Source organism: Streptomyces sp. NPDC048507, assembly GCF_043199995.1.
GTDB lineage: Bacteria > Actinomycetota > Actinomycetes > Streptomycetales > Streptomycetaceae > Streptomyces.
In genome coordinates this window covers 530673-545134 of record NZ_JBICWZ010000001.1, presented here as the reverse complement: position 1 = coordinate 545134, position 14462 = coordinate 530673, and the positions used below count along the sequence as shown (strand labels likewise).

Here is a 14462-nt window from a genome sequence, read left to right as displayed (position 1 = left end):
CCAAGGTTTGCGAATCTTCGAGGCTGAAATTGCCAAGGTTGCGAAGGTTACCGACGAGTCAGTCCGCCGTATGCTGACGAGGCCCGTCCGACGGTGGAGGAGTCCGGTGAGCAAGACCTACGCGGGAGCACGGCTGCGGCGGCTGCGTGAGGAGCGGCGCATGACGCAGGCCGACCTGGCCAGGGTGCTGGGCATCTCGCCCAGCTACCTGAACCAGATGGAGCACGACTCCCGCCCGCTCACCGTCCCGGTGCTGCTGCGCCTCACCGAGGCGTTCGGGGTGGACCCCGGGTTCTTCTCGGAGCGCGACACCAGCCGCATGGTCGCCGACCTCCGCGAGGCGCTGGCCAACGAAGTCGCCGAGGCCCGTGTCTCCTCGTCCGACCTGGCCGAGCTGGCCACCCGGATGCCTGCCGTCGCCGCGGTCCTGCTGGACCTCGGGCGACGAGGCCAGCTCCTGGCGGAGCGGCTCGCCGACGCGGCCGAAGGGCGCGGCGGCCCGCCGGCGGCCCCGCGCTCTCCCCACGAGGAGATCCGCGAGTTCTTCTACCGGCGGCAGAACTACCTCCACGACACCGACCTCGCCGCCGAGGACCTGGCCCGCGAGATCGGCATCCGCCCCGGGGACGTCATCCGCGCCCTGACGCACCGCCTCGCCGACCGGCACGGGGTGAGGATCAGCGCGGACTCCGACAGGCTGCACCACTACGACGCCGACGGCCGCGCCCTGCACCTGTCGAGCAGGCTCCGCCCCGGCCAGCAGGCCTTCCGGATGGCCACCCAGCTCGCCCTCCTCGAGTACGGAGACGAGATCGACCGGCTGGCCGCCGAGGACTTCCCGGCCGGGACCGAGGCACGCCCCCTGGCGCGGATCGGCATAGCCAACTACTTCGCCGCCGCGCTGATCCTGCCGTACACGGCCTTCCACACGGCCGCGGAGGAATTCCGCTACGACATCGAGCGGCTCACCGACCACTTCGGCCTCGGCTACGAGACCGTCTGCCACCGCCTCAGCACCCTCCAACGCCCCAGGCTGCGCGGCGTACCGTTCTCCTTCGTACGCGTGGACCGGGCCGGCAACATGTCCAAGCGGCAGTCCGCCAGCGGATTCCACTTCTCCCGCGCGGGCGGCACCTGCCCGCTCTGGAACGTCTACGAGGCCTTCGCCGTGCCCGGCCGCATCCACGTCCAGGTCGCCGCCATGCCCGACGGACAGCGGTACCTGTGGACCGCCCGCGCCGTCACCCGCCACCGCGGCGGCTGGGGGGAACCCGGCAAGACCTTCGCCATCGGCCTCGGCTGCGAGATCCGGCACGCCTCCCGCCTCGTGTACGCCGACGGGCTCGACCTCGACAACACGGCGGCCGCCACCCCGATCGGCATGGGCTGTCGCCTCTGCGAGCGCCTCGACTGCCCGCAGCGGGCGGTCCCCCCGCTCGGGCGTGCCCTCGCCGTGGACGAGAACAGCAGTACGTTCGTCCCGTACCCCGTCACGGGCGCGTCCTCGTCGCCTCGCAGCTGATTCACCTGGGGTCGGCCAGGCAGCGCGGACCCGCCCCGCAGCCCCTACCAGCCGTGGTGGTCATGGAACCCTCGACATATCCCGAACCCCCTCCGCCCGATGAGTTCCCCGACGACCTGGCGGAACGGACCGGCAGCGGCAGCTGCTGCGCACGGTCCATGACCGCGCCGCCGGGCACGCTCACGCCTTGCTCGCTCCTCCTGCGGATGCTCGCGCTCCGTAACCTGAACTGGCCCGGGTCGGCGAAGGTGATGTGCCTGATGTCCGGTGTGTGCAAGGCGGCCTCGACCCTCGGCGCATTGGGACGAGGGAGGTCCGGCGGCTGACCTGGGACCAGGAGGGTGCGCTCGCAGAGTACGCGCAGGCACTGGGCGGGGAGTGAAACCGTCCGGGGCGCCGGATCGCCCGCTCTTGAACACCGGGTGGGGAACGTACGTCGAGCCCGATCGGGGTGGCGGCCGACTGCTCCACCACCGCGAGACCCTCGGCGTAGCCGAGCCGGGACGCGTGGCGGCGCTCGCAGCCCAACGCGACGGCGAACTCGGCCCGGCGGGCACGACGGCCGTAGCCCCCGCGGGTCACGGTGCGGGCGATCCGGAATGATCGGCCGCAAGGGCATCCACCCGAACCTGGACCACCCGGCCGCCCTCGCCTACCACCTGATGGGCTTCGACGTACCCATGTTCACTCCGCTGTTCGTCATGAGCAGGGTCACCGGGTGGACCGCCCACATCACCGAACACCGGAGCCCTGTCCCCCGCGTGTGCGGGAGGACAGGGCTCCGGGGCTGGCTGCGGGTTCCTCGATCAGCTGGGAACCGACGACGGCCGGGCAACCGCCGCCTCCGTGCCCGCCGGATCGGTGCGGTGGGCCAGGAGTCGCTGGGCCAGAACTCCGAAGACGACGGCGAACACCGTCCACAGCACGATCTGCACGGAGATGGACGCGACCCGGAAGTCCCACAGCAGCGCGGCGGGGAACTCGGGCTTGACCGCGTCGGCGTTGTCCGGAAGGACGAGGAAGGCCAGCGCGGTGGCGACGACAAAGCCCGCCCCCGCGGTCAGGGTGGCGTTCCAGTTGCCCAGGCGCGGTGCCAGCCGGCGCCCGAGGATGATCGCGCCCACGCCGAGCAGCACGCTCAGCAGGATCATCAGGAAGAACAGCGTGGTGCGCTGCCCGATCGTGTCCGGGTTGCCGACCGCCGGCGGCGTGGCCGGGTACTTCAGGAACGGCACCAGGTAGACCAGGGCGAACGCTCCGGCGGCCGTGAGGGCCGCCGTCGCCCGAGGGCCGAACCGGCCGGCCCGGCCGAGCGCGAACGAGAAGGCGAGGGAGGCAATGCCGCCCAGCGCGACCCCGTAGACCAGGACACCGGTGGCAAGACCGACGGTGGACTGGACCGGGCGGCTGACGAGCTCTTCCTCCTCGGCGGCGGCGGGAGCGGCGTCGCCGCCGTGACCGGCGTGACCGGCGGCGGGGGCGGCTTCCTTGGCGGCCGCGGCCTCCTCGACGGCGATGGAACCCCGTACCGGCGGCTCACCCACCACGTAGGCGACGGCGAAGGCGAACAGTCCGGCGATCAGGCCCGCGAGCATGCCGCGGACCAGCAGACCTCTGACAGTGGAGGCATACATGATGTGCGCAGCCTCTCAGTGGCAGGGGAAGCCGAGCAGGTGACGACCGTCGTGCACCCACTCGTGCACACCTTCGCCCGCGAACACGGCGGTGGCGCCCTGCTCGGCTCCGACGAAGTACAGGGCCACGAGCATCAGCAGGCCGACGAACAGCGCCCAGGGCAGGACGGCCTTCACGGGCAGCGGTGCCGACGGGGAGACGGCGGGGGTGGGTATGGCAGCGGAAGCGACGGCCTCGGCCATGATGGAACCTCCTCGGGGAACAACGCGTCCCATACGGTGGTGCGGGACGACGGTCCTCGGGTCTGACTCGCCACGACGCCCCCCGGGGGGGATTCACCGCAGCACACAGTGGCGCGACCATGCCGGATTCACACCGGACTTCCGTCTCGCCGTCGTCGCTATTTCTTTATGTCGCGCTGACGCTACCGCGTGGCGGCCACGCGGCCAAGACCGTGAGTCCCTGATCACAGCGGGTGCGCGAGGCGCGCAGGTCGGCCGCCGCACACCCGACCGAAACCCGGCCGCCCTCGACGCGCGCCCGCCGTAAGGTGATCGTCGTGACCGATTCCCCATCGCAGCAGGAGGCCGGGGAGTCTCGCCATGCCTGCGAACTGGAAGAGATCCGACAGCGGCTCACCGGCGAGGCGTTCTCCGTCGACCACGAGCAAGCGGGCGTATGCGGTTCGGTCACCGCCTGCGAGGACCCGGCGCTGCGAGCCTTCCTCCTGGGCCTGCGACGAGGAGAGGTCAAGGCGGGCCGTGTGCGCGGCGTGCGCACGTTCGGCGTGTTCGTGGACCTCGACGGCGAGCCGGAGGGTGTGTCCACGGGGTTCATCCGGGTGCCCGAGCTGACCTGGTCCTGGGACCGCCGGCCGGAGGACGTGGTCACGGTCGGCCAGCGTGTCGTGGCGGAGGTGCTCGACGTCGACACGTGGCGGGGGCAGGTCCAGTTGTCCCTCAAGGCGCTCCAGCCGCAGCCTCTCGCGACCTTCGTCGACAGAGTCGGCCAGACCGTGCTGGCGCGGGTCACCGGGCTGGTGCCGTTCGGGGCCCTCGTCAGCCTGGCCGGTGACGTGCAAGGTCTGGTACACAACACGGAGTTGACGGACGAGCCCGTGGACGATCCGGGGCTCGTCGTCAGTGAGGGCGATGAGATCGCCGTACGGATCGTCGACGTCGACCTGGAGCGCAATCGGATCTCCCTGTCGGCCCGGGACCCGCACCACACCTGAGGACTCCGGAGCCGGGGAAAGGCGGGATCTGGCCTGCCCCCGGCCCGGATCCGGTCAGCCGTGGGTGAAGTGCGGCGGGCGCTTGTCCACGAATGCGGACATGCCTTCCTTCTGGTCGGCGGTGGCGAACACGGCGTGGAAGAGGCGGCGTTCGAAGCGGACGCCTTCGGCGAGGGTGGTTTCGAAGGCCCGGTTCACGGCCTCCTTGGCCATCATGGCGACCGGCTTGGACATCTCGGCGACCGTCGTGGCCACGGCGAGGGCCTCGGCGAGCAGTTCGTCGGCCGGGACGATGCGGGAGACCAGTCCGGCGCGCTCGGCCTCGGTGGCGTCCATGGTGCGGCCGGTGAGGCAGAGCTCCATGGCCTTGGCCTTGCCGACGGCCCGGGCCAGGCGCTGGGAGCCGCCGATGCCGGGGATGACGCCCAGCTTGATCTCGGGCTGGCCGAACTTCGCGGTGTCGGCGGCGAGGAGGATGTCGCAGAGCATGGCCAGTTCACAGCCGCCGCCGAGCGCGTAGCCGGAGACCGCGGCGAGGGTGGGGGTGCGGACTTCGCCGAGCCGGTCCCAGGCCGTGAACCAGTCGGAGAGGTACATGTCCATGTAGCTCCGCGGGCGCATCTCCTTGATGTCCGCGCCCGCCGCGAAGGCCTTGGCGGAGCCGGTCAGGACGATGCAGCCGACGTCCGGGTCCCGGTCCAGTTCCTCCGTGGCGGCCACGACCTCCGTCATCACCCGGAGGTTGAGCGCGTTGAGCGCCTCGGGCCGGTTGAGGGTGAGGACGGCGACGCGGCCCTTGCGCTCCAGCAGGATGGTCTCGAAGGCGGTCATGCGGGGTTTCCGTTCTGCGGTCGGAGGGTGCGGACGATCGCGGAGAAGTCGAGGTCCGCGCCCTCGGCGGCGGCGAAGGCGGCGTACATGTCCGCTGCCTTGAGTCCGAGCGGGGCGTCCACGCCGCCGGTGCGCAGGGCGTTGGCGGCGAGGCCGAGGTCCTTGGCCATGAGCGGGGCGGCGAAGCCCGGCCGGTAGTCGCGGTTGGCGGGGCTGGCCGGAACCGGTCCGGGTACGGGGCAGTTGACGGTGAGGGCCCAGCACTGGCCGGAGGCGGTGGAGGCGACGTCGTAGAGCGCCTGGTGGTCCAGGCCCAGGCTCTCGGCGAGGACGAACGCCTCGCTGACGCCGATCATCGAGACGGCGAGGATCATGTTGTTGCAGATCTTCGCGGCCTGCCCGGCGCCCGGCCCGCCGCAGTGCACGGCCTTCTTGCCCATGGCGCCGAGGAGCGGCTCCGCGGCGGCGAATTCGGCCTCTCCGCCGCCCGCCATGAAGGTGAGCGTGGCGGCCTCGGCCCCCACCACCCCGCCGGAGACCGGCGCGTCCAGCGCCCGGTGGCCGGCCGCGACGACTGCCTCGTGCGCGGTACGGGCGTCGGCCACGTCGATGGTGGAGCAGTCGATGAACAGGGTCCCGGGACGGGCTGCGGCCAGCAGGCCCTGCTCGCCGTAGAGGGCCAGGACGTGGCGGCCCGCGGGCAGCATGGTGACGACCACGTCGGCTTCCGCGGCCGCCTCGGCCGCGGAGGCCGCCGCCTCGGCCCCGGCGCGGACCGAGGCCGCGAGCAGGTCGGGGACGAGGTCGAAGCCGAGGACGCGGTGGCCGGCCCTGACGAGGCTGGCGGCCATCGGCCCGCCCATGTGGCCGAGCCCGATGAATGCGACGGTACTGCTCACCAGACGACCTCCTGTGACGATGCGGGCGCGACGAGCCGGAGCCCGTTCGCGCCCCGCGGGGCGAAGAACCGGTCCACGTCCGCGTCGGTGACGTCCTCCAGCGTGGCCGGGGACCAGTGCGGATCGCGGTCCTTGTCGATGACCTGGGCGCGGATGCCCTCGACCAGGTCGGGAGAGGACAGGGCCGCGCAGGAGACGCGGTACTCCTGTTCCAGCACCCGCTCCAGCGGTCCGAGCCGGCGGACCCGGCGCAGCGCGGCCAGGGTGACCTTGACGGCGGTCGGGGACTTGGCGAGCAGGGTGTCCGCGGCGTCCTTCGCGGTGGGTACCCCCGCCGCCAGCAGCCGCGCGACGATCTCCTCGGCGGAGTCGGCGGCGTAGCAGTGGTCGATCCACTCCCCGGCGGAAGCCAGGCTCCCGGCCGGTGGCTCTGCCACGTGCCGTTCCAGGGCGGTGCGTACGGAGTCCACGGCCAGGTCCCGGGCCAGGGCGGGCAGCGCCGACGCCGGTACGAAGTGGTCGGCGAGCCCGCACAGCAGCGCGTCGGCGGCGCCGACGGGGGCGCCGGTGAGCGCCAGGTGGGTGCCGAGTTCCCCCGGGGCCAGGGCGAGCAGGTACGTACCGCCGACGTCGGGGACGAAGCCGATGCCGGTCTCGGGCATGGCGACCTCGGAGCGTTCGGTGACGACCCGGACGCTGCCGTGGGCGGAGACGCCGACTCCGCCGCCCATGACGATGCCGTCCATGAGGGCGACGTACGGCTTGGGGTAGCGGGCGATCAGCGCGTTGAGCCGGTACTCGTCCCGCCAGAAGTCCGCCGAGGCGGTGCCGCCGGTGCGGGCGTCCTCGTGGATCGCGCGGATGTCGCCGCCCGCGCACAGGCCCCGGCCACCGGCGCCGTCGATGACGACCACGTCGACGGCGGGATCCTCGGCCCAGGCCGTCAGGGCCTGCTCGATACGGAGCACCATCGGGTGGCTGAGGGCGTTCAGCGCCCTGGGGCGGTTGAGGGTGATGTACGCGGCGTGGCCCTCGGTGCGCAGGAGGACGTGGTCTCGCTCTTCGGGGGTTTCGTTGCTCATCGCAGGGTCTCCGTGAGTCCGCGCGCGACGATCACGCGCATGACCTCGTTCGTGCCTTCCAGGATCTGGTGGACCCGCAGGTCCCGGACGATCTTCTCGATGCCGTACTCGCTCAGGTAGCCGTAGCCTCCGTGGAGCTGGAGGGCCGCGTCGGCCACCGCGTACCCGGTGTCGGTGGCGAAGCGCTTGGCCATCGCGCAGAGCTGCGGGGCCAGCGGATCGCCCGTGTCCAGGGCTTCCGCCGCCTGCCGCACCAGTGCGCGCGCGGCGGCCAGCTCGGTGGCCATGTCGGCGAGCCGGAACTGGAGGGCCTGGGCGTCCAGCAGCCGGGTGCCGAAGGCCTCGCGCGTGGCGAGGTACGACAGGCTGCGGTCGAGGGCGCTCCGCGCTCCGCCGAGCGAGCAGGCGGCGATGCCGAGCCGGCCGCCGTTGAGGCCGTTCATGGCGATGCGGAAGCCGTCGCCTTCCGCGCCGAGCCGCCGGTCGGCGGGGACGCGGACCCCGTCGAGGACCACCTGGCGGGTGGGCTGGGCGTTCCAGCCCATCTTCCGCTCGTTGGGCCCGAAGGAGACTCCCGGGTCCTCGCGCCGGACGACGAAGGCCGAGACCCCGCCCGGGCCCGGATCGCCGGTCCGGGCCATGACCACGTACACGTCCGAGGCGCCGGCACCGGAGATGAACTGCTTGACCCCGGAGAGCACGTAGTGGTCGCCCTGGCGTTCGGCGCGGGTGCGCAGCGCGGCGGCGTCCGAGCCCGCGCCCGGTTCGGTCAGGCAGTAACTGCCCAGGGTCGCCGCCGAGCAGAGGCCGGGCAGCCAGCGGGCGCGCTGGCCCTCGTCCCCGTACCGGTCGATCATCCAGGCGACCATGTTGTGGATGGAGAGGTAGCCGGCGATGGACGGGCAGCCGGTGGCGAGGGTCTCGAAGACGAGCACGCCGTCGCTGCGGGAGAGGCCGGAACCGCCGTGTTCCTCCCGGACGTACACGCCGGCGAGACCGAGTGCGGCCGCCCGGCGGATGACGTCGACGGGGAAGTGCTTGTCCTGGTCCCAGGCCAGGGCATGGGGGGCGAGCTGCTCCTGGGCGAAGTCGAGGGTGACCTCGGCGAGGGCGAGCTGGTCCGCGGTGAGGGTGGTGGTCACGGCGCTCACCCCATCGTCGGGATGGTGAAGCTCGCGCCCTCCTTGACCCCGGAGGGCCAGCGCGAGGTGACGGTCTTGGTGCGGGTGTAGAAGCGGATCGAGTCCGGGCCGTGCTGGCCCAGGTCGCCGAAGCCGGAACGCTTCCAGCCGCCGAAGGTGTGGTAGGCGACGGGCACCGGGATGGGCACGTTGACGCCGACCATGCCGGCGCCCACCCGGCGGGTGAACTCGCGGGCCGTGTCTCCGTCGCGGGTGAAGATGGCCACGCCGTTGCCGTACGGGTGCTCGGTGGGCAGGCGCAGCGCCTCCTCGAAGTCCGCGGCGCGGACCACCGACAGGACGGGGCCGAAGATCTCCTCGCGGTAGATCCGCATCTGCGGGGAGACGCGGTCGAAGAGGGTGGCGCCGGCGAAGAAGCCGTTCTCGTGGCCCTCCAGGGTGAAGCCGCGTCCGTCGACGACGAGTTCGGCTCCCTCGCTCGCGCCGATGTCGACGTAGCGGCGGACCCGGTCGAGGGCGTCCTGGCTGACCAGGGGGCCGAAGTCGGCCTCGGGGTCGTCGCAGCGGCCGATCCTCAGCGTGCCGATGCGCTCCTTGAGCGCGGCGACCAGCCGGTCGCCCGTCTCCTCGCCCACGGGTACGGCGACGGCGATGGCCATGCAGCGCTCGCCCGCCGAGCCGTAGCCAGCGCCGATGAGCGCCTCGACGGCCTGGTCGATGTCGGCGTCGGGCATCACGATCATGTGGTTCTTGGCACCGCCGAAGCACTGGGCGCGCTTGCCGTGGGCCGCGGCGGTCGCGTAGATGTGCGCGGCGATCGGCGTCGAGCCGACGAAGCCGAGCGCCTGCACGCGGGGGTCTTCGAGGAGGGTGTCGACGGACTCCTTGCCGCCGTTGACGACGTTCAGTACGCCCGGCGGCAGCCCGGCCTCCAGGAACAGTTCCGCAAGGCGCAGCGGTACGGAGGGATCGCGTTCGGACGGCTTGAGGATGAACGCGTTTCCGCAGGCCAGGGCCGGTGCGGCCTGCCAGAGCGGGATCATCGCGGGGAAGTTGAAAGGGGTGATCCCGGCGACCACGCCGAGCGGCGAGCGCAGCGAGTGGACGTCGATGCCGGTGCCGGCGTTGTCGGTGAACTCGCCCTTGAGCAGGTGCGGGATCCCGGCGGCGAACTCGACGACTTCCAGCCCGCGTTGGAGGTCGCCGTGGGCGTCGGCGACGGTCTTGCCGTGCTCGGCGGACAGCATGCGGGCCAGGTCCTCCCGCTCACCCTCGACGAGCCGGAGGAAGCGCAGCAGTACGCGGGCCCGGCGCTGCGGGTTCCACTGCCCCCAATCGGCCTGTGCCTCCTCGGCGTTGGCGATGGCGGCTTCGGTGTCGGCGCGCCCCGCAAGGGGGACCCGGGCCTGCACCGCGCCGGTGTTGGGGTCGTACACGTCGGCGAAGAGCCCGGACGTGCCGGTGGTGTGTTTTCCGCCGATGAAATGGGTGAGTTCACGGACCATGGGTGCCTGCTCTCGTCAGGTTGGATCCGGGGATGGCACGGCGAACCGGCGGACGGCACCCGGGTGGGGGTGCGCCGCTGCGGAAACCGTGAGAACTACGAGCGCGCGGAAGTGGTGTGCGCGTGCTCCGCCGGATCACCAGGGTCGTGGGTACAAACCGGTGCCATGCGTGTCTGCTCCATCCTCGTGGACAACACGGAACAATCCGCGGCCGGTATCCTGACTCCCGGATCCCCGCGCGCCGCCCGCCTTCCCGACAGCCCTCGTCGGTGGCGTGTGGATGGCAGCACACTCCCCGGTCACAGTGGCGGGACCGTGCCGGTTTCACACCGGCTTCCCTGCACCGCGGACCTTGTGCCACGAACATATAGTTGGACGTCCTAGTAAGTCCAGACCCGTCGCTCGGGCGGGCCTAGAGTCGCCGTATGCGCATCGTCTCCCTGCTCCCGGCGGCCACGGACATCGTGGCGGACCTCGGACTCGCCGCCGACCTGGTCGGACGCACTCACGAATGCGACTGGCCGCCGGCCGTCGTCGCCTCCGTACCCGTCGTCACCCGCGCCGAATTCGACGCGGACGCACTCAGCAGCCGGGAGATCTCCGCCGCGGTCGGTGGCGCGGCGCACAGCGGCTCATCGCTCTACACCCTGGACACGGAGGCACTGGCCGCGCTCGCACCTGACGTCCTGCTCACCCAGGACCTCTGCCGGGTCTGCGCCGTCTCCTACGAGAGCGTCACCCGGGCCGTGCGCGTCACGGACGCCGGACCCCGCGTCCTGAGCCTGGAACCGAAGACCCTGGACGACGTGCTGGACTGCCTCGTCACCGTGGGCGCCCTGCTGGGAGTCCGGGAAACGGCCGAGCGACGGCGCGCGGAGCTGCTCGGCCGGCTCGCCCGGGTCCGGCGCGCCGTGGCCGGCCGACCGAGGCCGCGGGTGGTGGCCGTCGAGTGGCTCGACCCGCTGTGGCCGGCCGGCCACTGGGTACCGGAGCAGATCACGCACGCAGGCGGGAACCCGCTGCTGGCCGCGCCCGGGGAGCACACCGAGCCGATGACGTGGGACGCGGTGCGCGCCGCGCGCCCGGACGTCCTCCTGGTGCTGCCGTGCGGCTTCCCGCCCGCACGGACCCTGACCGAAATCAGCCTGCTCACCGCACTCCCGGGGTGGGAGGAACTGCCCGCCGTACGGGCGGGCGAGGTGTGGGTGCTGGACGGCCCGGCCTACTTCAACCGGCCGGGCCCGCGCGTGGTCCGGGGTGCCGAAGTCCTCGCCCACGTGCTGCACGGGGCGCCGGCCGGAGACCCGGTGACCGAGGCGGAGGCGCGCCGCCTGGGCCGGACGTAGCAGTGCTTCCCGTGCCACACGGCCCGCCGGAACGCAGCGGGTGGGTCGCCCGGTCAGCTTGCGCGATCCGCTTCCGGCGCATGCCGACCAGACCGTACGATGCGTTCTGCTCCGGCCCGTACGGCGGGGCCCACAACCGAATGCGCGCACAACTGGGGGAAGCCGGTGGGAATCCGGCGCTGACCTGCAACCGTGAGCGGGGCCGAACGGCACCGTGAGTCGGAGTACCCGGTGTGCGATGCGTACTGCTTCTCACTGTCATGGTCTGCAGCGCGAAGCCTCCACGCCGGGTCTGAGTCCCCTGCCCCTTTCCTATGGAAACGAGCAGGGGACGGGGTGCGTGCGCGGAGGGACCGTCGGCTCGGACCCGTCGCTCCTCTCCGGAAGCCTCGTCCTCGCCGGCCGCGTCTACGGCCCCGGCTTCGGCTTCACCCTGGGCTGCACCTCCCTCTTCGCTTCCTCCCTCATCACGGGCGGGGTCGGGCCCTGGATGCCGTACCAGATGTTCGGCTGCGCCTTCGTCGGCATGCTCGCCGACTTCCTCCCGAAGGCCTCCGGCCGCAAGGAGGTCGCTCTCCTCGCCGTCTACGGCTCCCTCTCCGGCTACCTCTTCGGCTTCCTCCTCAGCCTCTCCTTCTGGCCCTTCTCCCTCGACCCCAACAGCTCCATCGCCTACCTCCCCGGCCTCCCCTTCACCGAGCAGTTCCACCGCTACCTCGCCTTCGACCTGGCCACCTCCCTCGGCTGGGACACCGGCCGCGCCGTCACCAACCTCATCTGCATCTGTCTGGCCGGCCCGGCCGTCCTCACTGTCCTCCGCCGCGCCGCCCGCAAAGCCCGCTTCCAGGCCCCGGTCCGCTTCGCTCCCCGTAGAGCGGCGGATCAGGCCCCAGGCACAAAGACACCGGATGGACCGGGCACGCCGCCCGGTCCCCCTTCGCGAACCGCCCCACCGAATCGGCCCCCTCGGCCGCACCTCACCGGCCCCGTCCGCCCTGCACGTTGCCCGTCCTGCTGTCCCACAGGCGCAACCACGGAAGACGAGCCGGTCCTGGCCATCGTCTGCGCGTCGGTAGAGCCAGGTGGTTCCCGCCGGCACGCGGCCCGCGAAATAGGCAGCCGGGTGCAGCGCGGGGACTCGCCGCAGTTCGAACCGGTGCTGGGAAAAGGTCCGGGTGCCCCGGCCCGGACCGGGCCGACCACGTGTCCGTCCCGACCGGGTCCGCGCGGACAAGGCACACGCCTGCCGCAGGAACCGCGCCTACCTACGCCGCCGCGGTATCCGCTGCACCAGTACCGACAAGGCCGCCCAGGCCGACAACCGCCGGAAGCGAGGCGCGCGGGGTGGCCGACCACCGAGCTTCGATCCCGTCGACCACCGTCAGCGTCACGCAGTCGAGTGCGGCATCAACCGGCTGAAGGGGAACCGCAGCGTCGCCACGCTCCGACAAGCCAGCGGTCCGCCATGAAGCAATTGTTCTCATCGCCGCTCTCGAAGAGTGGCTCTAGCTCGACGCGGTATCGATCTGTTTGGATGAGTGAGCGCAGGCGGCCCTGAGGGCCCTTCTGGCGCCCCAGGTGACAAAAGGCCTATCCCCCCTACTTGGATGCGTCGATAGGCTCTTAGGTGTCTACTCAGGGCTTCACGGGTTTCTGGTTCCGCGAGGACGAGAAAGTGAGGCCGGCGAGTCACTCGGGGGTCCGTCCGGGCCGCTGGCAGCTCCTCTGACGTCTTTGCGTCCGCCGGTCAGGGGTCTCCGTCGGCCTTCGGCGGCCTACGGCTCCAGGGCGCCGCCGAGGGCTTGCGCGAGCCCCTGGAAGGCGCCTGAGCTGGGCAAACAGCACTAGATTCGATGTCGCCCCCACCCTCTTCCACCAAGGAGTGATCCTTGCCCAGCCCTGCGCAGAAAGCGGCTGTTCCCGCCACCGACAGCGCTTCCGCGACGTCCTCAACGCGCCCGCTGATCTTCCTGGTCCTGGCCGCGCTGACCGCCCTGCCGTCACTGTCGTCCGACATCTACCTGCCTGCTCTCCCCGATGTGGCCGGCACCTTCACCACCACCGCGGTCGTCGTCCAGCTCACCCTTACCTCCTGCCTGATCGGCATGGCACTCGGCCAGCTCGTCGTCGGCCCCCTCTCCGACCGCCTCGGCCGCCGCCGCCCCCTCCTAGCCGGGATGGCCCTCTACACCGCCGCCTCAATCGCCTGCGCGCTGGCTCCCAGCGCAGGCGCGCTGGTCGGACTGCGCTTCGTTCAGGGCGTGGCCGGCGCCGCCGGCATCGTGATAGCCCGCGCAATCATCCGCGACCTCTACCAGGGCGTGAAGATCGCCCAGGTCTTCTCCACGCTCATGCTCATCTCCGGCGTCGCCCCGGTCGTCGCCCCGCTCTTCGGCGCCCAGCTCCTGCACGTCACCGACTGGCGCGGCATCTTCGCCGTTCTCGCCGTCCTCGGCCTGGTGGTCGCCGCCGCGATCGCGTTCGGCCTGCCCGAGACCCTTCCCGCAGCCGCGCGCCGCACCCGGGGCATGGGCCTGGCACAGATGAGGGGCCTGCTGGCCGACCGCGTCTTCACCGGCTGCCTGATCGCCGCCGGCGGCGCGTTCGGCGCGTTCTTCGCCTACCTCGCCGCCTCCCCCTTCGTCCTGCAGGACCTCTACGGCGCCAGCCCCCAGACCTACGCCCTGCTCTTCGGCCTGAACGCCGCCGGCATGGTCGCCACCGGCCAGCTCAACGGCCGCATCCTGGTCCGCCGCTTCCCCGTCCACACCATCGTCACCGCCGGACTCGGCCTCCTGCTGCTGGCGAGCCTTGCGATGCTCGCCCTCGCCACCGGCCTGCTCGGGCACCCTGGTCTCCCGGCCGTCTGCGCGGTGCTGTTCCTCCTCGTCTCCAGCCTCGGCCTGCTCATCGGCAACGCCAACGCCCTGGCCATGAACCGCACCGCACACGCCGCCGGCGCCGCCTCCGCCCTCCTGGGCTCCTCCAGCTTCCTCATCGGCGCCCTCGTCTCCCCCCTGGCCGGCCTCACCACCAGCGCCGCCCCCATGGCCCTCATCCAGACCCTCACAGCAGCACTCGCCCTCACCTGCTTCACCACTCTCACCCGAGGCCACCACACACCCGAGCCGAAGTAGGCCACCCCAGCGACACGACGAAAAACCGACACCCGTGGGCCCCGGCATCTGCCGGGGCCCACGCCATCGCACAACAAACGTCCGGCAGCAGCGCGCAAACGCCGATTTCGCAACACGCCCCAAGGGTTG

At 71.8% G+C, this 14462-nt stretch carries 11 protein-coding genes, 3 pseudogenes and 2 riboswitches; of the genes and pseudogenes, 6 read left to right on the top strand and 8 right to left on the bottom strand.

What is annotated here, in order from left to right; translation table 11 throughout:
• Window positions 1-106 precede the first annotated feature (106 nt).
• Window positions 107-1522 carry a short-chain fatty acyl-CoA regulator family protein gene (locus ACGFXC_RS02545; RefSeq protein ID WP_393708696.1) on the top strand — a complete coding sequence of 472 codons (1416 nt, stop codon included), beginning with the start codon at window positions 107-109 and terminating at the stop codon, window positions 1520-1522.
• A 429-nt stretch (window positions 1523-1951) separates the two neighbouring features.
• Here ACGFXC_RS02545 and ACGFXC_RS02540 read toward each other — a convergent pair.
• A pseudogene (locus tag ACGFXC_RS02540) lies at window positions 1952-2128 on the bottom strand (short-chain fatty acyl-CoA regulator family protein); the annotation flags it as partial.
• On the opposite strand from ACGFXC_RS02540, the pseudogene ACGFXC_RS02535 reads away from it, so the two are divergent.
• Window positions 2113-2262: pseudogene (locus ACGFXC_RS02535) on the top strand (citrate/2-methylcitrate synthase); the annotation flags it as partial. The pseudogenes ACGFXC_RS02540 and ACGFXC_RS02535 overlap by 16 nt on opposite strands.
• 66 nt (window positions 2263-2328) lie before the next feature.
• On the opposite strand, the gene ACGFXC_RS02530 reads toward ACGFXC_RS02535, so the two are convergent.
• Window positions 2329-3156 carry a CbtA family protein gene (locus ACGFXC_RS02530; RefSeq protein WP_393708694.1) on the bottom strand — a complete coding sequence of 276 codons (828 nt, stop codon included), beginning with the start codon at window positions 3154-3156 and terminating at the stop codon, window positions 2329-2331.
• Window positions 3157-3171: 15 nt separating this feature from the next.
• A complete protein-coding gene (locus tag ACGFXC_RS02525) occupies window positions 3172-3399 on the bottom strand; it encodes a CbtB-domain containing protein (protein WP_030963071.1) in 228 nt (75 codons plus the stop codon).
• A gap of 317 nt (window positions 3400-3716) precedes the next feature.
• Here ACGFXC_RS02525 and ACGFXC_RS02520 point away from each other — a divergent pair, with 317 nt between their 5' ends.
• Window positions 3717-4391 carry a S1 RNA-binding domain-containing protein gene (locus tag ACGFXC_RS02520; RefSeq protein WP_393708692.1) on the top strand — a complete coding sequence of 225 codons (675 nt, stop codon included), beginning with the start codon at window positions 3717-3719 and terminating at the stop codon, window positions 4389-4391.
• 54 nt (window positions 4392-4445) lie between these two features.
• On the opposite strand, the gene ACGFXC_RS02515 is transcribed toward ACGFXC_RS02520, so the two are convergent.
• Genes ACGFXC_RS02515 through ACGFXC_RS02495 form a run of 5 tightly spaced genes read right to left on the bottom strand, consistent with a single transcriptional unit; the run spans window position 4446 to window position 9850 of the window.
• Window positions 4446-5222, bottom strand: a complete 777-nt coding sequence (locus ACGFXC_RS02515) for an enoyl-CoA hydratase (RefSeq protein ID WP_393708690.1) — start codon at window positions 5220-5222, stop codon at window positions 4446-4448.
• Window positions 5219-6121: a 3-hydroxyisobutyrate dehydrogenase gene (gene mmsB / locus ACGFXC_RS02510; RefSeq protein ID WP_393708688.1), complete on the bottom strand. Its 903-nt coding sequence runs from the start codon at window positions 6119-6121 to the stop codon at window positions 5219-5221. The genes ACGFXC_RS02515 and mmsB overlap by 4 nt, the downstream gene beginning before the upstream one ends.
• Window positions 6118-7203 carry an enoyl-CoA hydratase/isomerase family protein gene (locus ACGFXC_RS02505; RefSeq protein WP_393708687.1) on the bottom strand — a complete coding sequence of 362 codons (1086 nt, stop codon included), beginning with the start codon at window positions 7201-7203 and terminating at the stop codon, window positions 6118-6120. The genes mmsB and ACGFXC_RS02505 overlap by 4 nt, the downstream gene beginning before the upstream one ends.
• The gene (locus tag ACGFXC_RS02500; RefSeq protein WP_393708685.1) at window positions 7200-8345 is read right to left on the bottom strand and encodes an acyl-CoA dehydrogenase family protein; all 1146 of its coding nucleotides are present in this window, start codon (window positions 8343-8345) and stop codon (window positions 7200-7202) included. The genes ACGFXC_RS02505 and ACGFXC_RS02500 overlap by 4 nt, the downstream gene beginning before the upstream one ends.
• Before the next feature lie 5 nt (window positions 8346-8350).
• Window positions 8351-9850, bottom strand: coding sequence for a CoA-acylating methylmalonate-semialdehyde dehydrogenase (locus ACGFXC_RS02495; RefSeq protein WP_393708683.1), 1500 nt, complete (start codon window positions 9848-9850; stop codon window positions 8351-8353).
• Between the two features lie 191 nt (window positions 9851-10041).
• Window positions 10042-10227: riboswitch (cobalamin riboswitch) on the bottom strand.
• Window positions 10228-10275: 48 nt separating this feature from the next.
• Between ACGFXC_RS02495 and ACGFXC_RS02490 the strand changes: the two genes are divergently transcribed.
• The 3 genes and pseudogenes from ACGFXC_RS02490 to ACGFXC_RS02480 all read left to right on the top strand — a co-directional run bounded on the left by ACGFXC_RS02490 (window position 10276) and on the right by ACGFXC_RS02480 (window position 14333).
• On the top strand, window positions 10276-11196 hold the full coding sequence (locus ACGFXC_RS02490) for a cobalamin-binding protein (protein ID WP_393708681.1): 921 nt from the start codon (window positions 10276-10278) through the stop codon (window positions 11194-11196).
• A gap of 155 nt (window positions 11197-11351) precedes the next feature.
• Window positions 11352-11426: riboswitch (cobalamin riboswitch) on the top strand.
• Between the two features lie 158 nt (window positions 11427-11584).
• Window positions 11585-12100 (top strand): annotated as a pseudogene (locus ACGFXC_RS02485) (ECF transporter S component); the annotation flags it as partial.
• A 985-nt stretch (window positions 12101-13085) separates the two neighbouring features.
• Window positions 13086-14333 (top strand): multidrug effflux MFS transporter, encoded by a 1248-nt coding sequence (locus ACGFXC_RS02480; protein WP_393708679.1) that lies wholly within the window; start codon window positions 13086-13088, stop codon window positions 14331-14333.
• Window positions 14334-14462 lie beyond the last annotated feature (129 nt).